Genomic DNA, 25,297 nt, shown 5'->3' on the forward strand with positions numbered 1-25,297 from the left:
TACCCAATCCCTATGAAGAACCTCCTACGTTCCTTCACGGGAGGCGTTTGCCTGTCGGTGACCCTCCTTACCCCCCTCTACAGTCCGGTGGCGGCACAGTCGCTGGTCTTAGCGCGCGATGCACCCGACCGCCTGGCCCGGCCGCAACCCCTGCAGCAGGAAGCGCAGGAATACTCCCTCCGTCAGGTGCTGCGCCTAATCGAACAGCATTACGACATTCACCTGATCTACCAGGACGAAATCATCCACCAGAAGAGGGCACAGTGGCCGGAGTTGAAAGGGCGCACTGTAGAGCAGGCACTTCGGAACGTGCTGACGCCCCTGCAACTGGAAGCGCTGCCCGTTTCTACTACCTTTTTCACCATTACGCCCGTCGTGGCGCCGGTGTCGCCCGTGCAGCGCTCCCAGATTGGGCAGGTGTTGCCGCGGCCGGCCGCCCTGCAGATCGCGTCGCAAGTCGAACGGCAGGCGGCCCGGGCCGCGCGGCAGGTCACCGGTCAGGTGGTGGATGCGACCGGCGAGGGCATTCCCGGCGTGAACATCCTGGAGAAAGGAACGTCGAACGGTACCATCACCGATGTGGAAGGACGCTTTGCCCTGAACGTGAGCGAAGACGCAACGCTGGTGTTCAGTGCGGTGGGCTACCTGGCGCAGGAAGTGGCCGTCGGCACACAAACCGACCTGCGCCTCACGTTGCAGGACGACATCAAGTCGCTGGAAGAAGTCGTGGTGGTGGGATACGGTACCCAGAAAAAAGTGAACCTGACGGGCGCTGTAGCCAGCGTAGACAGCAAAGAGATCGAGAACCGCCCCATCACTCAGGCGTCGCAGGCGCTCTCCGGGCTGGTCAGTGGGGTGACGGTCGCGCAGGGCTCCGGGCGTCCGGGCAACGACGGCGCGGCCATCAGCATTCGGGGGAACGGCACGTTCTCTTCGGCGGGGAACGATCCGCTCGTGCTGATCGACGGTCTGGCGGCGTCCATCAACGACATCGACCCCAACAACATCAAGAGCATCTCGGTCCTGAAAGATGCCGCCTCGGCCTCGATCTACGGCACGCGGGCGGCCAACGGCGTGATTTTGATCGAAACCAAGCGGGGGCGGCAAGGCAGCCTGCAGGTCAGCTACAACAACTACGTGGGCTGGCAGAAGGTGACCCAACTGCCCGACTTCGTCGACTCCTGGGAATACGCCGAACTACGCAACGAAGCCAACCGGAACGAAGGGCGTGCCCCGGCTTACACCGCCGACGAGATCGCGAAATTCCGGAACGGCTCCGATCCCGACAACTACCCGAACGTGCCGCACCTGCAAAATCTGCTGACGTCCGGGTCCGGCTTCCAGACGAACCACGCGCTGAGCTTCACCGGGGGCGACGAGCAGAATACCTACCTTTTTTCGCTGAGCTACCTGCGCCAGAACGGCGTTGTGGCCGAAAACGATTACGACAAATACAACTTCCTGCTCAACCTCGACAGCCAGATCAAGAAGAACCTGAACCTGAAGGTCAACCTGAATGGCTACAGCATGAACACCGACGAGCCGCGTCACTACGACGGCGAGATGACGCACATGATTGCCTTTGCCGTGCGGCAGGGCCCCATCTTCGCCGGGCGGAAGTCAGACGGCACGTATGGGTATCAGGACAACTACAGCCCCGAAGCCTGGCTGGCCAGCGAATCGTTCGTGAAGCGCAAAGGGAAGTTTTTTCTGGGCGGGGTAGAGTTGGCCTGGAATCCATTCCGCGACGTCACGATCAGCGGCAAAGCGGGCTACAAGTACTACGGCTACACCAACAACAGCTACGCCTCCGACTTCGTGTTCAATCCCAACAAACGAGTGGGGCCCAGCAATTTGTCGGTCAACAGCGGCGACAACGGCCTCCTGACGCTACAAGCCCTGGCCCGTTACAACAAGCAGGTCGGGCAGCACCAGATCAATGGCCTGTTGGGTTTTTCGCAGGAAGCGTACCGCGAAGACTGGACGACCGCCTACCGGGACGATTTCCCCAACAACCAACTCTACGAGATCAACGCGGGTGCGTCGAGCAACATGCAGTCGTCGGGGTCGGCGGCCGAGTGGGGGCTGCGCTCGTTCTTCGGACGCGTGAACTACGCCTACCGGGAGAAGTACCTCTTCGAAGCCAATGCCCGCTACGACGGCACGTCCCGCTTTCCGGCGCAGGGGCGCTGGGGGGTATTCCCTTCGTTTTCGGCCGGTTGGCGCCTCTCCGAAGAGGCGTTCGTGCAGAATGCTCTGCCCTGGATCGACAACCTGAAGCTCCGGGCCTCGTGGGGGATACTGGGCAACCAGAACATCGGCAACTACCCGTACCAGAACGTGCTCCAGCTGGGGCAGAACTACACCTTTGGGGGAAACCTGGCGTCGGGTACCCGCCTGACCACATTAGCCAACAACGACATTACGTGGGAATCGACGCAGGTGACCGACGTCGGGCTGGACGTGAGCGTGTTGCAGGGCAAGCTCAGCCTGGAGGTCGATTACTTCGACAAAACTACGTCGGACATTCTGTACAACATCTCCGTGTCGCGGGTGCTGGGCCTGACGCCTTCGGAAGTCAACGCCGGCGAGGTGAAGAACACGGGCATCGAGCTGGTGCTTAACTATCAGACGGCCCTTGGGCAAGTTCATTTCGGGGTCAGTCCTAATTTCTCCTACATCAAAAACCGGGTAACGCGACTGGCCGGCTCCCTGGAGCAAGACATCAGCAAGGGGCTTTTCGTGGGGCAGCCGCTCAACGCCATTTACGGCTACATCGCCGACGGGCTGTTTGTCAGCGAAGACGAAATCGCCCGTTATCCGACCCAGCCTTACGCCGCACAGCCCGGCCTAGTCCGCTACAAGGACATCAGTGGTCCGAACGGCGTGCCCGACGGGGTGGTGGATGCCACTTACGACCGGACCGTGATCGGCGCGACCTACCCGAAGTACGCCTTCGGCGCGACGCTCACGGCCGACTACAAAGGCTTCGATCTTTCCGTGATTCTGCAAGGCCTCGGCGGCTTCGAAAAGCAGATGGGATCTTACCAGGCGTTTGCCTTCTACAACGGTGGGCAGATTCAGCGCTGGCAGGCCGAGAACCGCTGGACAGAAGCCAACCCGGACCCCAACGCGGACTACATCAAGCTGACCAGCCTGAACATGGGCGCGGGCACCATCCAGACGTCTACGTTCTGGAACCGGGACGCTTCATTCCTGCGCATGAAAAATGTGCAACTGGGCTATTCGTTTTCGCCCGCCGTGCTGGAACGGCTGCGGATCGACCGGCTGCGGGTCTTTTTCAGCGGCCAGAATCTGCTGACCCTCCACAGCTTCTACCAGGGCTGGGACCCGGAAATGAGCCAGTCGACGGGCGACAACTCGCCTTTTTACCCCATCACCGGCGTGTACACTTTCGGCCTTAACGTCCGGTTCTAATGACTCAACCCTTGCTTACGTCTACCGCGAATCTTACCACCATGACAAAACGCTATTTACCTACCTGGGGCGGCCTCTTGCTGCTGATGCTGCTGCACACTGGCTGCCAGGACGATTTTTTCGACAAACAACCGCTGGATGCCGTTTCTGACGGTACCTTCTGGCAGACCGAAGGCGATGCGCGCCTGGCGCTGGTCGGCTGTTACTACACCGGTGCCGGCTGGAGCGGCGAAGACTTCTGGACGGCGCGGTCTCTGCTGTACCTGGACCTGATGGCGGGCAACGGGTCGGAGAAAGAGCTGATTCCGGACCACGTCACCGACGGAACCCTGACGGCCTCTTACTGGGTGACGACCAACTACTGGCAGCGTGCCTACGAGAAAATTACGACCTGCAACAACTTCCTCGACCACATCGGGGAGGTGACGATGGACGAAGGACTGAAGGCCATGATGGTGGCCGAAGTGCGGACCATCCGGGCGTACCAGTACTTCAACCTGGCGCTCTTTTACGGCGACGTTCCGCTGGTGGAGCGTGTCCTGAGCATCGACGAAGCCAACCAGGTGACCCGAACGCCCCAAGCCGAGGTGTGGGCCTTCGTGGGGAACGAGCTCAGCGAAAGTGCCGCGGCGCTGCCTGCCTCGCGTCCCGATAGCGAAAACGGTCGCCTTACGTCGGGGGCCGCCCTGGCGATTCTCGGACGGTTGCAGATGGCCCGGCAGCAGTGGAGCGAGGCCGCCGCGACGTACAAGCAGATCATCGACAGCGGCGTCTACACCATCGACCCGAACTTCAAGGAATTGTTCTGGCAAACCCACGAACTCAGCACCGAGATTATTCTGAGTTCGCAGTACCAGGAAGATGTGTACGGGCACGTCATGCTGCAGTACCTTTACCCCGAAGCCTGGGGTGGGTGGCACCAGTTTTCGCCCTACAACGAACTGGCCGAAGCGTTTCTGTGCACCGACGGGCAACCCATCGAAACCTCGCCGCTCTACAACCCCGACGCGCCGTACGAGAACCGCGACCCGCGCCTGGACTACACGCTGATGATCTCGGACCGGACCACTTTCAAAGGACAGACCTTTGTCTCCCGCCCCGATTCCGACTCGCCCGACCGGTTCAACAAATACAACTGGAGTGGGTACTGCATCAACAAATTCATGGACGGCAGCTTCGACGGCAACCTGATGAACTACGGCGGCAATTTTATCATGATCCGGTACGCCGAGGTGCTGCTGAGTTACCTGGAAGCCACCCTGGAAGCCGGCGTGCCGGTCGACCAGACGCTACTGGACCTGACCATCAACGCCGTGCGGGGACGGACCAGCGTGCAGATGCCTGCCGTGACCACGACCGACCCAGCGGCGCTGCGTGCGCTGGTGCGGCGGGAGCGTCGGGTAGAACTGGCCTTCGAGGGCGTGCGCTACTACGACATCCTGCGCTGGGGCATCGCCGCCCAGGAACTGAACCGGCAGTACACAGGCCTGAAGCTGACCGACGATCCGGCTTCCTACACGGCGTATCCGGTCGACGACGAGGGGTACTTCCTGTACCAGCAGCGCAACTTTAAAGAAGGCATCAACGAACTGTGGCCGATTCCGCAGGCGGAGATAGACATTAACAAAAACCTGACGCAAAATCCCGGCTACTAAACCCAGCAGCACGCATCCTTACCAGTCCGTTGCGCGATGGGTGCGGTCGGGTTCTGTCCGTGGAGCGTGTGGGCAGCGTGGTCGCTGCGCGTTAGCTTGTATTTTACCCGTAATTATGAACCGAAGAAGCATTTTAAAACACCTGGGGGCCACCGTACCGGGCCTGATGGCCAGCCCCTGGCTCATGACCGAAGCGCTGGCCGCGCGGCCCCTGGCCCGACCCGTAGCACCGGGACCTTTTCAACCGACCTGGGCCTCGTTGCAGCAGTACCAGGTGCCGACCTGGTATCAGGACGCCAAGCTGGGCCTGTGGGCGCATTGGGGACCGCAGTGCCAGCCCGAAGCGGGCGACTGGTACGCCCGCGGGATGTACCAGGAAGGCAGCGATCAATACCACTACCATGTGAAGAAGTACGGACACCCTTCCAAGTTCGGCTTCAAAGACGTGATTCATCGCTGGAAGGCCGAGCAATGGGACCCCGAAGCGCTGGTCGCCCTTTACAAGCAGTCGGGGGCTCGGTACTTCTTTGCCATGGCCAACCACCACGACAACCTGGACCTGTACAACAGTCGCCATCAGCCCCACTGGAACGCCACGCAGGTGGGGCCGAAAAAGGACATCATCGGGGGATGGGCCAAGGCCGCCCGGCGGCAGGGCTTGCCATTTGGGGTCAGTGTACACGCGGCCCACGCCTGGAGTTGGTACGAGCCTTCGCAGCGCGCCGACAAAACCGGGCCGTACGCCGGGGTGCCTTACGACGGCAACCTGACCAAAGCCGACGGCAAAGGCCAATGGTGGGAGGGCCTTGACCCGCAGGAACTCTACGCGCAGCGGCATCCGCTCAGCCAGAACAGCGAGGACAACCGCATGATCCACGCGCAGTGGAACTGGGGAAACGGGGTGACGCCCCCCAGCCAGGCCTACCTCGACAAGTTCTACCGCCGCACGCTCGACCTGATCGACCAGTACGAACCGGACCTGATCTATTTCGACGACACGGCCCTGCCGTTCTGGCCCATCAGCGACGTAGGCTTGCGCCTGGCGGCGCACCTGTACAACAAGAGCATGCAGAAAAACGGATCGGTGCAGGCCGTCATCAACGGCAAAATCCTTGACGAGCAGCAGCGCCAGTGCATGGTCTGGGACATCGAACGGGGGCAGAGCAACCAGATCGAGCCGTACTTCTGGCAGACCGACACTTGCCTGGGGAACTGGCACTACGACCGGGCCCTGTACGACCGGGACGGCTACAAATCGGCCAAAACGGTGATTCACACCCTGATCGACGTGGTGAGCAAAAACGGCAACCTGCTGCTGAACATTCCGGTGCGTGGCGACGGCTCCATCGACGAAAAAGCACGGAAGGTAGTGGAGGCATTGGGCGTGTGGATGCAGGCCAATCACGAGGCCATTTACGCGACGCGTCCCTGGAACCTCTTTGGCGAAGGCCCCGCGCTGGAAGACGCCGCTCCGCTTTCGGCGCAGGGCTTTAACGAAGGAAAAGGCAAGCCGTTCACCCACGAAGACATTCGCTTCACCACGAAGGGAGAGGCGCTGTACGCGTTGGTGCTGGGCTGGCCGGACAACGGGAGGGTGCTCATCAAAAGCCTCGCTTCGCAAGGGCCGCAGGGCCGGCAGCCGGTCAACCAGGTCACCTGGGTCGGGACGGGCGAAAAACTGGCGATGCATCGGGACGAACAGGGACTTGCGGTGACGTTGCCCTCGCACGACCACATCACGAAAGACGCCTTCGCCCTGAAAATCGTCTGACTTTCATCGGCCTTCGGGAACGGAGCACTAGCTTCCAATGGGGGGCGTCGGCGCAGGGTTACTTCCTGCGCCGACGCCCCGTCCGTTTATCCCTGCAACGTCTGTGCAACTTGGCGTGCATTGGTGCGAGTGGCCAACCCATTGCTTTTTAAGGGTTTTGGAGATCACTCGAAACTACTCTCCGTCGTTCTGCCGGATTTGTTGTTTTTCGCGCAGCGCGCGCCCGTCGCGGAGTAGCTGACCGAGTGCTCTGGCGTGTTGAGCCGCCTCACCGACTACTTCGCAGACTTTTGCGCCTCGGGTTCGCCCCCGCTCCGGAATTGCTCAACCATTTTTTAACCTCCTCGTTAAGACGGGAGAAGGGGACTAGTGTATGCATTGCCCGCCCGAGGGTGGCGGTGGCTGTATAACGAGACCTTACTCTAATCTTTACCTCTCATTATTATTTTTTATGGAAAACGGAAAAGCTGCGTCTCAGCACAACTCAAACGGCCAAAAGCGTCAGAGTGCCCAATTTGCCGACCAACAGGTGACCCTGGGCGAAGGGGGCGAAACCCACCAGGTCGCCGGCAACGGCACCCCGGTGCTGACCACCCAACAAGGGGTACCGGTGGCTGACGATCAGAACTCACTCAAAGTCGGGTCGCGCGGCCCGACGGCCCTGGAAGATTTCCACTTCCGGGAGAAAATCTTCCACTTCGACCACGAGCGCATTCCGGAGCGGGTCGTTCACGCCCGGGGCTACGGCGCGCACGGGTATTTCGAACTGTACGAGTCGCTGTCCGACATCACATCGGCCGACATTTTTCAGCGGCCCGGTGAAAAAACGCCGGCGTTTGTCCGCTTCTCTACCGTGGCCGGCAACAAAGGCTCGGCCGACCTGGCCCGCGACGTCAGGGGATTTGCCGTAAAACTGTACACCAAAGAAGGCAACTGGGACATTGTCGGCAATAACATTCCGGTGTTTTTCATTCAGGATGCCATCAAGTTTCCGGACCTGATCCACGCCGCCAAACAGGAGCCGGATCGCGGCTTTCCGCAGGCCCAGACGGCCCACGACAATTTTTGGGATTTTGCCTCTCTGATGCCCGAAAGCATGCACATGATCATGTGGATCATGTCCGACCGGACCATTCCCCGCTCGTTCCGGTTCATGGAAGGATTCGGGGTGCATACGTTCCGCCTGGTGAACGCCGAGGGCAAGTCTACGTTTGTTAAATTCCACTGGAAGCCGAAGTTGGGCATGCAGTCGGTGGTCTGGAACGAGGCCCTGAAAATCAACGGTGCCGATCCGGATTTTCACCGCCGCGACTTGTGGGACGCCATCAAAATGGGCGACTATCCCGAGTGGGAACTGGGGCTGCAGTTGTTCGACGAGGACTTCGCCGAGAAGTTCGACTTCGACGTGCTGGATGCCACCAAGCTCATTCCCGAAGAGGTGGTGCCGGTACGCCGCGTAGGCCGCCTCGTGCTCGACCGCTGCGTGGATAACTTCTTCGCCGAAACCGAACAGGTTGCGTTCTGTACGCAAAACATCGTGCCGGGTATCGACTTTACAAACGATCCGTTGTTGCAGGGGCGTAACTTCTCGTACCTGGATACGCAACTCAAACGCCTGGGTGGTCCCAACTTCACGCACATTCCGATCAATGCGCCCAAATGCCCGTTCCTCAACTTCCAGCAGGACGGACACATGGCGATGACCAACCCGAAGGGCCGTGCCAACTACGAGCCCAATTCCTGGGGCGCGCAGGGCGGTCCGCGCGAGTCGCCCAAAGGGTATCATTCGTATCCCGCCGAGGAGTCGGGGCCCAAGCTGCGCATCCGGCCCGAAAGCTTTGCCGACCACTACAGCCAGGCCCGTCAGTTTTACATAAGCCAGACGCCGGTGGAGCAAGACCACATTGCCCGTGCCCTGATTTTCGAGTTGAGCAAGGTAGAAACCCCGGCCATCCGGATGCGAATCGTTTCGCACCTCCTGAACATCGACGAGGAACTGGCACAACAGGTAGGCGACGGCCTGGGCCTCAAGCAACTGCCCAAACCCGCCGAAGCGGCCAAACCTACCCGCAAGGATCTGAAAGAATCGCCCGCACTGAGCATCCTGAAGAACAGCCCGAACAGCTTCAAAGGTCGTAAGATCGGCGTCGTGCTTACCGACGGCTCAGACATGGCGCTGTTGCAGGCCCTGAAAAAAGCTGTTAAAGAGGAAGGCGCGTTGCTCGAAATCATCGCTCCGAAAGTGGGCGGAGTTACCGCCAGCGACGGCACCTGGGTCGAAGCCAAGCAAAAGATCAACGGCGGACCTTCTGTGTTGTACGATGCCGTCGTGCTTCTGCCTTCGAAAGAGGGGGCCAAGCTGTTGTCGATGGAGTCGACGGCCCGCGATTTTGTGGCGGATGCCTTCGCGCACATGAAGTTTATCGGCTACGTGGAAAGCGCCATGCCGCTGCTGGAAAAAGCCTGCATCGCCGACAGTCTGGACGAAGCCTGCATCGCCCTGAAAGACGGTGCCGATACCACAAAATTTGTGGAAGCCTGCCGTCAGGTACGGTTCTGGGAACGGGCCAGTAAAGTGCACGCCGTCTAGGTTCTAAATCCGAACAGATTACCGGATTGCGCTCTCTGCTGAGTAGGTACAGGCTACCGCTCAACAGAGAGCGCATTCTTTATGGTGTAGCGTTTGTCCAAGGCGCAACGGTACCACCTGTGTTCGGCCCGGCGTGGCATCGGCGCGTGTGCGCGGGGCACATCTCCCTAGCGCCATTTGACCGTGATGAAACGGCCGTTTTTTCGGAAGTGGTTCGGAATAGTGGTCAGAATCGCGGACCTGAGTTCCGAAAGAAACGTCTCCTTGGTAAAGCTATGATGAACGGCCAGACTCACCTCGCGCGCTGGCTGAGGCTCTGCAAACCGTCGGACAAACTTGGCGTCAGTCTGTTTGTTGACGGCCAGTTCAGGAATCAGGGTATAGCCCGAGTGACTCTGGATGATGTTTTTCAGGGTCTCGATCGAGCCGGTCTGAAACGTGATCTGTTCCGAGGCGTAGAGCAGGTCGGCCTGGCTGCAAATGTTCAAAACCTGATTGCGGAAGCAGTGCCCTTTTTCCAGCAACCAGAGGCCTTTTTCGTTAAACCCTTCGGATTGTAGCTCCTCCCGCGTTAGAATGGGGCTGTCTTTGTGTGCGTAAATCAGAAAGGGCTCGTAGAAAAGCGGAATTTCCCGAATGTGTTTCTGAAACGTGGGCGTCACCAGCAGGCCTACGTCGATCACGTCCTCTTCAATCGCTCTGAGCAAATCTTCGCTTTGCATCTCCTTGATTTCGAGACGGATGGCAGGATAGTTTTCGCTGAATTCGTGCAGAAAGCGGGGCAACAGGTAAGGCGCCAGGGTAGGAATCACCCCCAGCCGAAACGTGCCTTCCATCAGATTTTTTTCCTGATTCACCATCGCTTTGAGTCCTTCGGCTTCGCGCAGTACCTGGCGGGCCTTCGCAATGAATTTTTCGCCCATGGGGGTGGGCACCAGGGGTTGCGACGAGCGATCGAACAGGCTGAGGCCGATCTCTTCTTCCAGCTTTTTGACCTGCAGGGTGAGGGTGGGCTGCGCGACGAAGCAGCTTTCCGCCGCGGTGACAAAGTGCCGGTGGGTGTCGAGGGCCACCACGTATTGTAACTGTTGGAGCGTCATGCAGCAAAGGTACTGGATATTTATTTTTTAAATACTGGTGAGGTAAATATCAATTTGATAAATGATGGCGTGCGTTTCACCTTTGCGTCCCAACTAACTGTAAACGCATGAGTAAAATCACATTATCGCTTGCTTTTTCCTTTCTCTCCCTATGGGCCTTGGGACAGGGCCTGACCACCAATACCGGGGCCCCGGTCGGCGACAACCAGAACTCGAAGACCGTCGGGGAAAACGGCCCGGTGCTGCTGGAAGACATCCATCTGATCGAGAAACTGGCCGCCTTCGACCGTGAGCGCATTCCGGAGCGGGTCGTGCACGCACGCGGGGCCGGAGCGTTCGGCTACTTTGAAGCCACCGCCGACATGTCGGCCTATACCCAGGCGGCTCCTTTTCAACAGCCGGGCAAGAAAACCGAAGTAGCCGTGCGTTTCTCGACGGTGATTCACGGGCACGGGTCGCCCGAAACGGCGCGCGATCCGCGTGGCTTCGCCGTTAAATTTTACACCGAGCTGGGCAATTACGACATTGTCGGCAACAACCTGCCGGTGTTCTTCATCCGCGATGCCATCAAGTTTCCCGACATGGTGCATTCGCTGAAGCCTTCGCCGGTCACCAACAAACAAGATCCCGGTCGCTTTTTCGATTTCTTTTCCAACGTGCCTGAGGCGACCCACATGCTGACGCGGTTGTATTCCGACCTCGGCATTCCGGCGGGCTACCAGTATATGGACGGCAGCAGTGTGCACGGCTTCAAGTGGGTGAACAGCCAGGGCAAGGTGACGTACGTGAAATACACCTGGAAAACCCGGCAGGGCGTCCGAAACTTCACGGCCGAAGAGGCCGCCGCCCAGCAGGGAAAAGACTGGCAGCACGCGACCGCGGCCCTGCGCAGCGACATTGAGGCAGGCCAGTACCCTCAGTGGGATCTTTACGTACAGATGATTTCGCCCGACGCACTGGACAGCTTCGACTTCTGGCCTCTGGATGCTACCAAACACTGGCCGGAAGATCAGATTCCGCTGGTTAAAGTCGGTACGATGACGCTCAACCGCAATCCGGTCAATTACTTCCAGGAAGTGGAATCGCTGGCGTTCTCGCCGGGTTCGCTCATTCCCGGAGTGGAGCCCTCCGAAGACAAACTGTTGCAGGGGCGTCTGTTCTCGTATTTCGATACCCACCGCCACCGGCTGGGGCCCAACTACCTGCAAATTGAGGTAAACAAGCCCAAAGAAAAGGTAGTCAATTACAACTCAGACAGCTACGCCAGCGCCCGCAACGATGAATTTCCGCATCCGGATGTCAACTACCAGCCCAGTAACTACACACCGGTGCAGGAGACTCCGGCTTACAAATACACGGAGACCAAGCTGAAGGACGTCACCATCACGCAGAAGAAAATTGCGAAAACCAACGATTACAAGCAGGCGGGCGAGTTCTTCAAAGCGCTGTCCAAAGAAGATCAGGAGCACCTGATTCGTAACCTGACCGGCGATTTGGCGATGGTCACGAGCAAAGAGGTGCAGAAGAAAATGATCACGCATTTCTACCGTGCGGATCGGAAGCTGGGCATGGCGCTGGCCCAAAACCTGGGCTTCGGCATGAAAGACTTCATGAGCCACTAACGCCTCTTGCGGGGTACGGGAGGGCGTCGCACGGCGGCCCTCCCGGTTTTTACCAAACAACGCTGACCAACTGTGAAACGAGCCTTACGCTACATCAGTATCTCCCACTTTACCGCTTCCCTCAAGGACCGCGAACGCTACCACCTGACGGCCGACGACCGGCGGCGGCTCAGTGCAGCGCTCTGTGCGCACTTTGGCGACGTAAGCAGCCTGATGCTGCTGGCGACCTGCAACCGCACCGAACTTTATTTCGAGTCGGCCGCAACGCAAAGTGACGACCTGCGCGACTTCTTCATCAGGTGGGTGGATGCCGGGGCCGATGTGGTGTGGGAACGAGGGTTGTTTCAGCACAGTGACCGCACGGCCGATACCGTCCTGCACCTGCTGCAGGTGGGCAATGGGTTGCGTTCGGCCGTGGTGGGCGACGACCAGATTCTGGCCCAGATCAAAGAAGCGTACCAGGACGCCTGTGCTCAGCAACGGCAGGGCTCGCTGCTGGAACGGGCCATCCAGGCGTTGCACCGTTGCTACAAGCGGGTCTCCAACGAAACGGCGTTCCGCCAGGGCTCGCGCTCCACGGCCTACAGGGCCCTGCAACTGATCGAACAGGAGTTTGGTAAAGGCCAGTTACCTCACAAGCAGCTGCTGATCGTCGGCGCGGGCGACATCGCTCGGCAGGTGGTCAAGTACCTGCCCAAGTTTGCTTTCGGGAGTTGTGCCATCAGCAACCGCACCACAGATACGGCCCTGGCCCTGGGGGCGCAGCAGGGACTGACCTGTTGGGCCTGGAAAAACGTGGAGGACCAGGATTTTACGGCGTTCGATGCCATCATTACCGCCGTCAGCCACCGGAAAGAGCTGATCGGGTCCGGTGTGCGGGTCGCCGGAAAAACGGTGGTGGTCGACCTGGCCATGCCCGGCAACGTGGACCGGAAGCTGCGCTTCCACGAACACATACGGCTGCACGACCTCGATGCCGTAACGGAACAGATCGCACAGGCTGATCAGCACCGCAAAGCAGCGGTGGAGCAGGTCGAGGTACTCATCAAAGACGAAGTAGCCGCCTACACGGCCTGGCTGCAAAAGGCCCGTACCCGCGCATTTCTCGCTTCTTACAAACACCACATCCGGGCGGCGGTGGCCGAGGCGCTGACCGCGAGTGTACCGCACAAACTGGACGCCGACGAAGCCGAGCAGCTGCTGGAACAGGTAGCCCGGCGGCTGTTGAAGAAAACTGCTACGGCCATGCAGGCGGCTCCGGCAGACGCCCTTCCGGAACGCACGATGGCGTGGCTTGAGGCCGCCTTCGGAGCCTCGTCCCCGGCGGAGCCGGAACCGTGACCCGTGCAACAGCCTATTTTGTAACCTCTTGATGCTGATACAATGGCTATGAAAAAGACAGGCATTTTGGTGGTGAATCTGGGTACGCCTGATTCGCCCGCAACGCGCGACGTAAAAAAATACCTCACCGAGTTTTTGATGGACCCCCGGGTGATCGACCTGCCTGCGGTGCAAAGAGCGCTGCTGGTGAAAGGCGTGATTGTGCCGTTCCGGGCGCCCAAAGTAGCACGCGAGTACCGGAAACTCTGGATGGACGAAGGCGCGCCGCTGCGGGTGTACGGCCGTCGCCTGGTCAAAACGCTACAAGCCCGTTTCGCCGGGCAGCCCGTGGTGGTGGCCCTGGGCATGCGCTATCAGAATCCCTCCCTGGCGGCGGCGCTCCAGGCACTACGCGCGCAGAACGTCGACCGGATTCTGGTGTTTCCGTTGTTTCCTCAGTACGCGTCAGCTACGACCGGCTCGGTGGCCGAAGAGGTAATGCGCCACATGGCAGACTGGCACGTGATTCCCTCGGTCGAATTTATCAATGCGTACCACGACGATCCACGCTACATCCGGGCTTTTGCCGACAAGGTGGCGCACGATCTGCAGCGCTATCAACCCGACCACGTCCTGTTCAGCTACCACGGCATTCCCGAACGGCACCTGCAGCGCCTGCAAGAGGAAAATGCCGCGCAGTGCGCCTGGCCAGCGTGCGACTGTGGACCCCACTCCGCCCACCGCCGCTACTGCTATCGCTCGGCCTGCTTTCGTACTTCGGAGCTGATCGCCCGGCAGGTCGGGCTGTCCGTCGCCCACTACACCACCGCGTTCCAGAGCCGCCTGGGCAAAGATCCCTGGATTCAACCCTACACCGACCAAACCATTCGCGCGCTCCGCCGGCGAGGGGTCAACCACCTGCTGGTGGTCGCGCCGTCGTTTGTGGCCGATTGTCTCGAAACGGTGCTGGAGATCGGAGAAGAGTACAACGATCTGTTTTTGGAGGAAGGCGGCACAACGTTCCACTATACCGAAAGCCTGAACGACAGCGAAGCCTGGGTCGACGCCATTTACCACATGTTGAATGAGAAATTGGAAAACCATGAAATTCCTGATGCTTTTTTCGGTGCTGCTCACGGTGACACCGGTGTGGGCGCAACCCCCTTACGACGTTTTTGAGGCCAGCCGAAACGGCGATGTGTCCACCCTGCGGCAACTCTACGACCTGCGTGCCGACACGCTCAACAGCAGCGACAGCCACGGCTATACGCCCTTGATTCTGGCGGTGTACAACGATCAGCCCGAAGCCGTCGAGTTTCTGCTGGCGCATCAGGCGCGCCCCGAGGCGCAGGACCGGTCGGGCAATACGGCGCTGATGGGAGCGTGCTTTCGGGGCTACCGGCATCAGGTCGAAACCCTGCTGGCGGCCGACGCCCCGGTCAATCAGCAGAACTTCCACGGGGCTACCGCGCTGACCTTTGCGGCGACGTTCGGTCAGGTCGAGATTGCCCGCCTGCTGCTGGCGGCTGGTGCCGATCCTTCCTTGCCCGACGACCGTGGGAAAACGCCTCTGGAACACGCTCAACTGCAGGGGCTAGCCGAGATGGTCGAACTTCTGACGCCCCCCGACGAGTAGAGAACGGTACGGATCGGCAACGCGAGTAGAGGTTCCGGGAGAAGTTCTAAAAATCGGCGACGGACTGATCCAGCACGGGGAAATTTGCGTAGTAAGCCCTATGCACATTGCCATTGCCGGAAACATCGGAGCGGGAAAAACAACGCTCACGCAACTGCTGGCCGACCACTTCGGGTGGACGCCGCTCGTGGAAGCCACGCAGTACAATCCTTACCTTGAGGATTTTTACGACGACATGCTACGCTGGTCGTTCCCGCTGCAGATCTACTTCCTGAACAGCCGGTTTCGGCAGATGCTCGAAATCCAGCGCAGTGCGGAGTCGGTGATTCAGGACCGCACGATTTACGAAGACGCCCACATTTTTGCCCGGAACCTGCGGCAGGAAGGGCTGATGACCGAACGCGATTACCAGACGTACGAAGGGCTTTACCGCTCGATGCTGGAGTTTGTGACGCCGCCCGATCTGCTGATCTACCTGCGGGCCGGCATGCCGCGCCTGCACGACGGAATACGGCGGCGGGGCCGGGCGTACGAACACAACATCCCCGACGAATACCTGCAGAGCCTGAATCAGTTGTACGAAGCGTGGATTGCGGAGTACACACACAGCCCGTTGCTGGTGCTCGACGTGAACGAACGCGACTTTCTGCACGATGCAGCCGACCATCAGTATGTGCTCCATCAGGTAGAAGCCACGCTCGGCCGGATTGTTTCTTAGGCTTTGGGTAGGGCTCCGCGGTCGGCCTTTTTACCGAAAATCTGCTGGTTTAACGTGCGGATCTCGTGCCAGGTCCAGCGCCAGCGCGCCTGCACTCCGGCGTAGTATTCCCGGAAGTAGGCAACCACCTGCTGCTCCAGTTCGTGCGGCGGAATCGACGACGTGTGGATCGGGCGCTCCGTAGGGTGTCCGTAGCGCTGGGGCTTGGGCAACGACCGGGCATCGAGGCGCAGGATGGGGCCGGTGTCGGTGATCGGTTCCGCATGCCAGGGCAAGGGCCCCCGTTCGAGGGCGTTGAGGCGCTCGACCAACGGTTGTAGGTGCAGGCGGGGAAGGGTGGGGCGGGAGGCCAGATCGATCCACGTCGTGTACTTGTATTCCAGTTCGTACCGCTGGTCAGGATACTGCGCCAGCACCATGTCGAACCCTTCGGTGACGCCAAACAGGGCATAGTAGTGAACGGGGCGGGGCAGGCGCAGCACCACCAGGCCCAACTCCGGATAGCGGACGATGGCATCGGCGTGCTGGCGGACCAGGGCCGCATCCTGCAGAACGGTGTCGTGCTCCGGTCCCCAATGGTCGCGAAACATTTCCGGCTGCCGTAGCACCTCCTCAAACGCCTCGTTAAAAAACGTGAACTTAGGCACCGACGCTACGGCCTCGCGGCCCCCGGCGGCGAAGGGTGGGTAGAACAGCGCCGTCTCGCGTTCGTTGATCCAGCAAACCAGTGGCAACGCCGCCCGGGCGGCCGGGCGGTCCAGGTTCAGTTCCCGGAAGTCGCCGATGCGGGCCATGTCGAGCAGCCGGTCCTGCGCGGCCAGCGCCGCTTCGGGATGGAGCAGACTCCAGACGCCCACAAAGCCGTCGATGTCGAAGTGGTTGGCCGTGACGTAAGGCAGGCGAAGCAGTTCGGGCGTGCGGGTCAGCGCCCGAAGCACACAGCCGCCACTGGTGTCGTCGCGGACCGCCTCGGGCGTCGGGGCACCACGCCAGTGCGAAAAGGTGGGCAAGTTCGGGTACAGACTGTCGACCACGAGAGCGGGCTGGTGCGCCAGCTCCGCGAAAGGAAGAAACGAGCGTTGCATGCGGCAAAACTAGCGGCCGGGGCGGACAGTTCCGGTGCTACTGCTACAGTGAGATACAAGAAAGACGCGCTCCCGGCCAATCCGGGAGCGCGTCACTAAACAATATACTCAAAACAGCCCGCCACCGCGGGCCCAATGATCTTTTAGTACTTCACAACTTTTTGCGTGAGGGTTTGGTCCGGCGTGATCGTTTTGATCAGGTACACCCCACTCGGTTGACCGCTCAGATCAATTTCACAGGCTGCGCCCTGATTCTTTACCGGAACCTGCGGCAGAAGGCGTCCCTCCAGCGTGGTTACCTGAATTTGAGCCTGGCTCAGGTCCATTTCCGCCGCCGAAAGCGTGAAACGTCCGCGCGTAGGGTTGGGATAAACGCCCACCGCCACACGCTGGTCAGGACTCAGGCGGGTGCTGGGGGGAGCGCAAGTGGAAGGGGACGTGCCTTTGCCAAGTGGCACTTCGTTCGTATTGGTAATGAAAATCTGGTCAAGCTGGGTATACGATTCGCGGAATTCCACGTCGAGGGTATGAGATCCTTTGCTTAGGGGGCTGCCGCTGAACGGAAGTTCTACCCACTGGTAGTCGTTGCCGACGGGCAGGTCCCAGCGCTGCCACGCCCCGTCGTTAAGGCGCACCCAGAACGAGTTACGCCCCGAACCAATGGCTCTGACTCGCGCAGAGAGCGTATAGTCGTCGGCTTGGGGGGCATCGAAGCGAAAGCGGACGCGGTCAGCGGCCTGCCCCGTGGCGGCATAGTGGGACGCAGGGCCGTACACATACGCATCGTGGGCGGCCAACGTGCTGCTGCTGGTGACCCAGCTGTCGCCTACCTCTGCGCACTCGGCCTCATAGTAAACCGAAAACGCTACCGGAGCGGGTGTGTTGCAGTTCGTTGCCTCAGGTCCCAGTCCGGCAGGGGCCGCTGCATTGGTAACGACCAGCTTGTCGAACTGGGTGTAGGCCTCACGGAACTCAAGGTCAAGGGTATTCAAACCACTGGCCAGGGTGGTACCACTGAACGGAAGTTCTACCCACTGGTAGTCGTTGCCGACGGGCAGGTCCCAGCGCTGCCACGCCCCGTCGTTAAGGCGCACCCAGAAGGAGTTACGCCCCGAGCCGATGGCTCTGACCCGCGCCGTCAGCGTATAGGCATCCGCCGTAGACGTGTTGACGGTAAAGCGGAGGCGGTCTTGAGGCTGATTCGTAGGACTGAAGTGCGAGGCGTTGCCGTACGCATAGGCACCGTTGGAAGCCATGGTGCTGTTGCTGGTAAGCCAGTGTGCACCGGCCTCCGCACATTCCGCTTCGAACGCCAGCGTCACGTCTGGAGTAGCGTCATCGCCCGTCAGCACCAAGGCGCCCTGGGGCAAAATGCCCTCGGCCAAGGTAAAATCGTGCAGTTTTTGGAAACCGGACCCATCGGTCATCAGGCGGAATAAGGTACCGTAGTCGTAGCTGCCTTCTTCGCGGGCCATACCGTAGAGGTAGCCGTCGCTGCCCAGGCTCAGACTCCCGACCGGTGCGCCGCCGCTGGTGGCGGAGAAATCGTAGAGCTTCTGAAAGCCGGAGCCGTCCGTCTTGATGGAGAAGACCGTGCCCAGGTGGTTGGTGCCACCGCCTCGGGTCATGCCGTACAGCGTGTTGCCGGGTCCTTCGATCAGCCCGCCAACCGGTCCGTCGCCGTCAGTCGTGTTGAAGCTGTGGAGTACCTGCTTGAGGCTGCCATCTTTGGCAACTTTCACAATTGTTCCGTTGCGTTGCTGAAAGGCTTCAGGGTCGTAATTTTCTCCACCCAGGTTCATCAGGGCATACAGAAAACCGTCGCTGCCTTCAAGCAACTCGTGGGGCTCAAACCCCTCGGGTGCTGTTAATTCGCCACTGTCGACGTAGGTCTCACGGTCGTACGAAAAGGTAGCAATTTCTTCCGCGGAGCTTCCCGCCAACGAAGCTTTTACAATGCTCGATGGATAGCCGTAAACCGGATCGAGAAGTCCTCCGTTGGGAATGTAAAATGACCCGTCGGAACCGAAAATGAGACCCGTCCAGGGCACTTGAGTCGATTCGGTAAGGTCGTTGAGTTCGAAAACGTCTTGAATTTCAACAAAATTGCTGCCGTCCAGGTCAACATGATACAAAGAGATGGCATGCCCAAACGAGCTGAGGTCTCGGGCGGGACCGCGTGCCACAATGCCATAAAGCTGGTCATCAACAATGGCTAGCTTGCCGCCGGGGTGAGTGCTGGCACCTGTAAACTCGTGCAGTTTCTCAAACGTCCGCGTGGGGAGGTGAAAACGAAACAAGGTGCCGCCCTGTGCGCGGCCCCCTTCCCGGCAGGCACCGTACAGATACTCACCCACCAGGGTAAGGGTGAGGGCATCGCCATTGGCACCGTTGTGTGCCCCCAGCAGATGCACTTCTTCGGGTGGTGCCACCGACGTGCTGATGCGAAACAAAGCGCCCGGTACTCGAACGGGCCCCGCGTACAGATACGTATCACTCAAGCCATACAGATAACCGTCGTTCCCGCGTGCGAGGCTGCCGACCGGTGCAAACACAGGGTAAGCGTCGTTACTGAGTACCGTAAAGGTGTCGTTGCTCTCAAGACGGAAGAAGGCAATTTCTCCCCCCTGATCATACGCGTCGAGATTTTCGATGAAACCGTACAGAAGGCCATCCGGTCCCGGCGTAAGGGACTTCATAATCGACTGGCCTACATCGGCGGAGTAGTTGTCAATGCTGGATGGGGACGCAAGGGTGGTATACGCAGTGCCGTCTGGAAGCAGTTTATAGATAATGTACTCGTGGTCGAAGGTGGAGGTTTCGTCCAACACGCCGTACAGGTAACCGTTGGCTGCCTGCACCAGGCCTCCGATGGGAAGCTGCTCCAGTTGAGCTTCCAGGGTATGAAGCACTTCGAAAGCCGTGCCGTCGAATTTCAGGCGAAATACACTGCCGTCAGAGGCCGCCGACCCATTGACGCCAGTACCCCGTGCTGCGCCGTAGAGGTATCCGTCCAAGGCGAACAGGCTACCAACCGGGCGTCCTCCCTGGTCGGCAGTCATGTCGTGGAGCTTCTCAAACCCCGAACCGTCCGGCCGCAGGCGAAACAGCGTTCCCAGGCCGTAGGCACCCCCTTCGCTGGCGGAGCCGTAGAAATAACCATCGTCGCCTACAATCAGGCTCCCGTGGGGGGTAAGGCCCTCTTCTGGCGTAAAGGTGCGTTGAACCGAGAAGCTGCCGTCGAACGTGATGCGGTAGAAGGCCGTTTTCGTCATGCCGTACAGTGCACCGTCCCCGCCCTCGGTCAGGCCGGTTGCTGCTTGCCCTTCTGCGGGCGCGAAGGCATGCAAAAGCGTCGGATCACCGGCTGCAGAGGTCCGAACGATGGTGCCCAGGTCGTCGTTCCCGCCCAGCGTGGTGACGCTGTAGAAGAGGTGGTTGCTGGCTTGAACGGGGCGATCTGCGGGGCGGGACCCCAGGTCGGGAAAAGCATATTCTACCCGGAAATCAGAACCATCCGTGTTAGAGGAGAAGAGCGTGCCCGCCCCCTGACCTCCGTCGGTGGTGGTGCCGTAAAGACGGTCTTGCGCGTGCGCTGTGAGCGGAAGAAACGTACTGGCGAAGAGCACGCTCGTTCCGAAGATAGCCTTCGCCATCCAAGAGCTAGGAGAAAGAAACATGGAAAGGAGTTATAGAAGTGAAACATAAAAAGCGCGGTTGGCCTTCGTTCGGTCCGTCAGGCGGTAGAATGAAGGATACTCGTGAAAAAATAGAAACGACTCGCTGGCCCGTAACGGACTGCAATCCCCTCGTGCCATTGCAGCGTTGCAGACCCCTGGTTTACAATATTTTAAAAAATATTGAAAGAGTTCTATTCTTATGGGGTACGGGGCCGTGCGGGTTTCGTTGCGTGCAGAACAGACCTCACTAGTATTAAGGGCAATTGCTTTGGGCAATACGGGTAATGTTATGTCATAAATAACTGATATTTAACTAGTTGTGATGGATTGAAAAAAGAATGAAAAACTCGAACATGGGAGGTAGGCAGACAACAGCGCCCCGCCGGGGAGGCGCGGCTCGGTCTTGCCCATTCAGAGGCGCTTCGAAGAATTCTCCGACAGGCTCCGTGCCAGCGGCGTGGCTGTTTCACGGTAGGGAAACCCAATGCAGCGGAAGGGGCGGGTGGGGAGCGTAACGAACGTTGCGGTTCGTCTCAAAAAGTGACGGCGCATCAATGCCGTTGGTGTTGAGGAAATAGACCTTATAAAACTAAAAAGACCAGCACAAACGGCCAGCCTTTTTAGTCACTTACTCTACTCAAGATTACACGACTAGCTAGGTTTGATACCCCACGTTTCCGTGAACGTATAGTTGATGCCGTTGATGGTATGCACCCGTGTGTCGATGATTTTATCTTTTGTCAACTCCACCAGGGTAAAGCTGCTGCTGCCGACCGTCACGACCGTTTCCGTGCTGTTGAACGACCAGGTGGTTTGGGCGGTTTGCGGAGCGTTCGGATCACACTTGGAAGCCCCCTCGTTGAACTCGTAGACGCCGTTTTTACGGAAAATAGCGATGTCGTCTTTGTCGCATTCGTCCATTTGCGCGTACCAGTTGGTGACCAGAGTGCCGTTGAGGGGCAGGGCCGGGTCGACCGTGACGGCGGTCAAAATCCACTGTTTTTCGCTAATCAATTCCGTACGGTTGGCGGCGGCCGGATCGTCCTTCTTCTCGCAGGAGGCGAACAGGGCTATGCCTAAAAAAGCGCTTAAAGCAAAATTGATTTTCATGCGTGCTAATGCGTTTGTTGCTGGTTTTGTAAAACAAAGGTAGCGGGTGGTGCTCCGCGCTTTGTTGTAAAAAAGCGACGCTTGCAAAAGCACTCAAACGGAACGGGGTTCCGTCCTCAAAACGAGGGTTTAGGCGCGGATGGTTTTGCCCCGGTTCACGCAATGGACCAGGTACTCTTCCAGCGGATGCGTGCCCCGACGTGGGGCAATCAGGTCATGGCGCGATACGGCGACGTAGAAGGCGGCCGTGTCGTGCAGATTCCGGTTGGAAAAACGCAGCACCCACAGCAGCGGGCGTACGGCCCAGAACGGAATGGAACGCGGCGGCTTGGCACCGGCGGCCAGGCTGATTTTCTGAATGATTTCCCGGCGGGTGTATACCGTATCGCCGCCGGCCTCAATCACCTTTTTGGTATCGGAGATGGCGTCGACACAGATGCGGGCCAGGTCGCCCTCCCAGATGGGATTGGTGCGTTGCCGGCCGTTGCCGAGGTACGCCAGCGGACGGTGCTGCGCCATGTCGAGCATTTCGCGGAATGCGGAAAACAGCGCGGGCGGTTTGATGATGGTGTAGGGCAGGCCCGACTTGCTGAGTTCGTCGGCAAAAGCCTGGTGCGCTTTGAAGTACCGAAGGTTGGGGAAGTGTTCGGCACCGAACGCCGATATGTAGATAAACTTCTGAACGGGAGCGGATTCCAGCGCCCGCAGCAAATGCAGGTTGCCCTGGTAATCGATGTCCCAGTAGCCCTTGGTTTCCGGCTGTTGAATCCCGACGGTGCGCCCGAGGGCCGAAATCACGACGTCCATCCCTTCGCCTACCTGCCGGAGTGTTTCCGGGCGCGTTACGTCCGCCACCACCACTTCGTCGGCATAGGGACTGACCAGCGGGGCCTTCTCGGGGGTGCGGATCAGGGCGCGAACGTAGTAGTTACGTTGCTTGAGTTCCTGCGCAATTTTAAGGCCTAAATGACCCGAAGCGCCAGCCAGAAGTACTTTTTTCATGAGGGTGATGGACGTTGGCAAATCTACTCAGAAACCACGGGTTTGCGCCTATGTTACGGCGTGTCTTCGGGCGCGTGCCCGTATTTCTGCAACAACGCCTGGAGCGCGGTTTCGCTGGGCGGATCGGTCAGTTCCTGCACGTGACGGGTGATGCGCTCCGCGGGCCAGTGCCACCACTGCAGTGCCTGCAACAGCGCTATGAGTTCGGGCGCAAAGCGGGGGCGAATCAGGCGGGCCGGGTTACCCCCCACCAGACTGTAGGGAGGTACGTCGCGCGTCACAACCGCCCCGGCCGCCACGATGGACCCGTTGCCGATGGTGACGCCCGGCAGAATCAGGGCCCGGTAGCCGATCCAGACGTCGTGCCCGATGACGGTATCGCCTTTTGTAGGGTAGTTTTTGCCCGCCATGGCGTGTTCCCAGCCGTGGCCGAACACCGCAAACGGATACGCCGAAACGGCCTCCGACAGGTGGTTGGCCCCGTTCATGATAAACTCTACGCCCGAGGCGATCATACAGAATTTTCCGATGCGTAGCGTATCGCCCGTAAACTCAAACCGGTAGCGGACGTGCTTCTCGAAGTTGGCGACCGTCTCGAAATCGTCGTAATACGTATACTCGCCCACCTCGATCTGCGGGCTCTGGATCACGTTTTTCAGAAAACAGAGGCGGTCGTAGCCCGCCAGCGGAAAGGGTTGGTGAGGATCGGGTCCGTGCATGAGGGAGCAGGGGATAGAGATGAACGTTCACAGGGCCGCGCCGACCTACTCGCCCCCGGCGTGCAACGGGCTACCCTGATAACGGCCCGCGCGGGTGCGTCTTCGGTTCGTTACAGCGTGTATTTGCTCAGCAGCAGGTAAACGTCGTTCACGTGCTTGTTTTTGCGGAATTCTTTCTGAATCGGTGCGGCCTCGCCACGAATCCAAATTTTCAATTCCGCATCCAGGTCCATCAGCCCCGTGCTTTCTTTGAAAAAACGGGTGATGCTGTGGTAAGGAATCGACTGGTACGACACCTTCGAGCCGCTCAGGCCCTGCTTGTCGACCAGAATCAAACGCTTGTTGGTGAACACAAACAAGTCGCGCACCAGCCGAAAGGCTTTTTCCAGGTACTCGCCTTCGACCAGAATCGGGGTAAACTGCTGCGCAATTTTCTCCGGCGAAACTTCACTGGCGTGGCCCATCAGGCGATCGAAAATTCCCATGGCGTAACGACGTTAGAAGGGTGAGTCGGGCAAATGCGAATATACAAGGTTAGACCGGAACCGGAGTGCCTGACCGTGCCGCAGCAAAGCCGAGGCGTGCGCCGCCGCGTGCGGAAAATAGTTGTGTGCGACTGCCGCGCACGTGTGCCTTTTTTTTATCTTGTCTGACAACCGACCTTCCCCGACCACGGGTCCTTCTTCCGTGACCCGCTCGTCCATCATGCCGTTAACCACCATGAATCACCACACCACAGGGGCTCCTCCGCCCTTCGCGCAGCGGATGGCCCGGCACCAGATCACCGATCCGCACCACCAGGGCATGGTGGTGTCGATCTTTGAGTACCCGCAGGAGTGGCGTGCGCAAAGCCAGGTCCATTGGAATTTTCAGGACAGCGCGATGCCCGTCTGGGCCTATGCGTCGGCCAACCATCCTGCCAGCGGGGCTTCCTTTGAGTTTTTGCCCGTCGAAGCCTTTTACTGGCTGGAGCCCAATTACGGATTCGAGGCCGCAGGCCAGCGCAAATACGGCCTGACGTGCATGCCACCGATGCCGGCTGCCGATGCCATGACGCGGCTCATCGTCGCCAAATACCGCGGCAACCGGCCCAACCTCCGCATCCTCGGCGTGCAGCCCATGCCGCATCTGCCCCAGGTGTTGAACGACACGGCCCTTCTCCAGGCTCCGAGCGAAAGCGTCGGGGTACGCCTCGACTACGAAGAAAACGGCCATGCATTTGAGGAGGAGTTTTATGGCGTGAAAACGCAGCAGCAGGCCGGGGGCGGCACGAGTGTGCAGATCAACTGGGGCTTTGCGCGCCTGTTCTGCTTCCGGGCCTTGCGCGGGCAACTGGACCCGATCCGGGCAACGTGCTGGCACATGGCGCGCTCCGTGCAGCACAATCCGCAGTGGCAGTCGCTGTTCAACCAGATCGTGCAACAACTCAATACACAGCACGGTGCCAAAATCGACGCGTGGCGGGCCAAGCTACAGAACGAAGTGAATTTCCAGGAACAACTGAAAGGCTATTACCAGGACCAGCGCGACCGGCAGAATGCCGACCTGGCCTGGAAGATGGAACTGGACCAACGTCGTCAGCAACCCGGCGCACCGGGCATGACCGAACAGGAACGCTGGCGCAACGAACTCGGCGGCGAAACTGCCTACCAGGACCCCAACAGCACACAGGGAAACTACATTTACCACCGCAGTACCGACGCGGTCGTGTTTATGAACGAGCGGGGCGACGTTGTCGGGTCCGAAGATCCGAGCTTCGATCCCAATCCCGGCTCCACGCACACCTGGCGGCAACTGCGCAAAGCATAAAATCGTGCAGGAATACCTCACGAAAAAGGGGAGGCTGCGCGG

The 25,297-nt window shown here is 59.5% G+C and carries 17 protein-coding genes; 10 read left to right on the forward strand and 7 right to left on the reverse strand.

Going from position 1 to position 25,297, the window contains the following annotated elements; all coding sequences use genetic code 11:
* The first annotated feature begins 12 nt into the window (after positions 1-12).
* The 4 genes from BLR44_RS03085 to BLR44_RS03100 all read left to right on the forward strand — a co-directional run bounded on the left by BLR44_RS03085 (position 13) and on the right by BLR44_RS03100 (position 9,454).
* A complete protein-coding gene (locus tag BLR44_RS03085; RefSeq protein WP_089678818.1) occupies positions 13-3,438 on the forward strand; it encodes a SusC/RagA family TonB-linked outer membrane protein in 3,426 nt (1,141 codons plus the stop codon).
* Between the two features lie 41 nt (positions 3,439-3,479).
* A complete protein-coding gene (locus BLR44_RS03090) occupies positions 3,480-5,093 on the forward strand; it encodes a RagB/SusD family nutrient uptake outer membrane protein (RefSeq protein ID WP_089678821.1) in 1,614 nt (537 codons plus the stop codon).
* 115 nt (positions 5,094-5,208) lie between these two features.
* Positions 5,209-6,864: an alpha-L-fucosidase gene (locus tag BLR44_RS03095; RefSeq protein ID WP_089678824.1), complete on the forward strand. Its 1,656-nt coding sequence runs from the start codon at positions 5,209-5,211 to the stop codon at positions 6,862-6,864.
* A gap of 451 nt (positions 6,865-7,315) precedes the next feature.
* The gene (locus tag BLR44_RS03100) at positions 7,316-9,454 is read left to right on the forward strand and encodes a catalase (protein ID WP_089678827.1); all 2,139 of its coding nucleotides are present in this window, start codon (positions 7,316-7,318) and stop codon (positions 9,452-9,454) included.
* A gap of 167 nt (positions 9,455-9,621) precedes the next feature.
* Here BLR44_RS03100 and BLR44_RS03105 read toward each other — a convergent pair whose 3' ends face one another.
* Positions 9,622-10,554, reverse strand: coding sequence for a LysR substrate-binding domain-containing protein (locus BLR44_RS03105; RefSeq protein ID WP_089678830.1), 933 nt, complete (start codon positions 10,552-10,554; stop codon positions 9,622-9,624).
* A gap of 107 nt (positions 10,555-10,661) precedes the next feature.
* On the opposite strand from BLR44_RS03105, the gene BLR44_RS03110 reads away from it, so the two are divergent.
* From BLR44_RS03110 to BLR44_RS03130, 5 genes are all read left to right on the forward strand, one after another.
* Positions 10,662-12,176 (forward strand): catalase, encoded by a 1,515-nt coding sequence (locus tag BLR44_RS03110; protein ID WP_089678833.1) that lies wholly within the window; start codon positions 10,662-10,664, stop codon positions 12,174-12,176.
* A gap of 72 nt (positions 12,177-12,248) precedes the next feature.
* Positions 12,249-13,517: a glutamyl-tRNA reductase gene (locus BLR44_RS03115; protein ID WP_089678836.1), complete on the forward strand. Its 1,269-nt coding sequence runs from the start codon at positions 12,249-12,251 to the stop codon at positions 13,515-13,517.
* Positions 13,518-13,565: 48 nt separating this feature from the next.
* Positions 13,566-14,675 carry a ferrochelatase gene (hemH, locus tag BLR44_RS03120; protein WP_245705954.1) on the forward strand — a complete coding sequence of 370 codons (1,110 nt, stop codon included), beginning with the start codon at positions 13,566-13,568 and terminating at the stop codon, positions 14,673-14,675.
* The gene (locus BLR44_RS03125; protein WP_245705955.1) at positions 14,599-15,132 is read left to right on the forward strand and encodes an ankyrin repeat domain-containing protein; all 534 of its coding nucleotides are present in this window, start codon (positions 14,599-14,601) and stop codon (positions 15,130-15,132) included. The genes hemH and BLR44_RS03125 overlap by 77 nt, the downstream gene beginning before the upstream one ends.
* A 100-nt stretch (positions 15,133-15,232) precedes the next feature.
* Positions 15,233-15,850 (forward strand): deoxynucleoside kinase, encoded by a 618-nt coding sequence (locus BLR44_RS03130; protein ID WP_089678844.1) that lies wholly within the window; start codon positions 15,233-15,235, stop codon positions 15,848-15,850.
* Here the strand turns inward: BLR44_RS03130 and BLR44_RS03135 are convergent.
* The 6 genes from BLR44_RS03135 to BLR44_RS03160 form a co-directional block, all read right to left on the reverse strand.
* A complete protein-coding gene (locus BLR44_RS03135) occupies positions 15,847-16,935 on the reverse strand; it encodes a DUF6687 family protein (RefSeq protein WP_089678847.1) in 1,089 nt (362 codons plus the stop codon). The two genes, BLR44_RS03130 and BLR44_RS03135, sit on opposite strands and share 4 nt — an antisense overlap.
* A gap of 143 nt (positions 16,936-17,078) precedes the next feature.
* Positions 17,079-20,615 carry a choice-of-anchor tandem repeat GloVer-containing protein gene (locus BLR44_RS03140; protein WP_089678850.1) on the reverse strand — a complete coding sequence of 1,179 codons (3,537 nt, stop codon included), beginning with the start codon at positions 20,613-20,615 and terminating at the stop codon, positions 17,079-17,081.
* A 651-nt stretch (positions 20,616-21,266) separates the two neighbouring features.
* Entirely contained in the window at positions 21,267-21,725 is a 459-nt protein-coding gene (locus BLR44_RS03145) for a hypothetical protein (RefSeq protein ID WP_089678853.1), read from the reverse strand.
* 129 nt (positions 21,726-21,854) lie between these two features.
* Positions 21,855-22,727: an SDR family oxidoreductase gene (locus BLR44_RS03150; RefSeq protein ID WP_143017082.1), complete on the reverse strand. Its 873-nt coding sequence runs from the start codon at positions 22,725-22,727 to the stop codon at positions 21,855-21,857.
* A gap of 53 nt (positions 22,728-22,780) precedes the next feature.
* Entirely contained in the window at positions 22,781-23,446 is a 666-nt protein-coding gene (locus BLR44_RS03155) for a CatB-related O-acetyltransferase (RefSeq protein WP_089678858.1), read from the reverse strand.
* Between the two features lie 110 nt (positions 23,447-23,556).
* Positions 23,557-23,931 carry a PH domain-containing protein gene (locus BLR44_RS03160; RefSeq protein WP_176955878.1) on the reverse strand — a complete coding sequence of 125 codons (375 nt, stop codon included), beginning with the start codon at positions 23,929-23,931 and terminating at the stop codon, positions 23,557-23,559.
* Between the two features lie 235 nt (positions 23,932-24,166).
* On the opposite strand from BLR44_RS03160, the gene BLR44_RS03165 reads away from it, so the two are divergent.
* On the forward strand, positions 24,167-25,255 hold the full coding sequence (locus BLR44_RS03165) for a hypothetical protein (protein ID WP_143017083.1): 1,089 nt from the start codon (positions 24,167-24,169) through the stop codon (positions 25,253-25,255).
* Positions 25,256-25,297: the final 42 nt, after the last annotated feature.

This window comes from Catalinimonas alkaloidigena (assembly GCF_900100765.1).
Classification (GTDB): Bacteria; Bacteroidota; Bacteroidia; order Cytophagales; family Flexibacteraceae; genus Mooreia; species Mooreia alkaloidigena.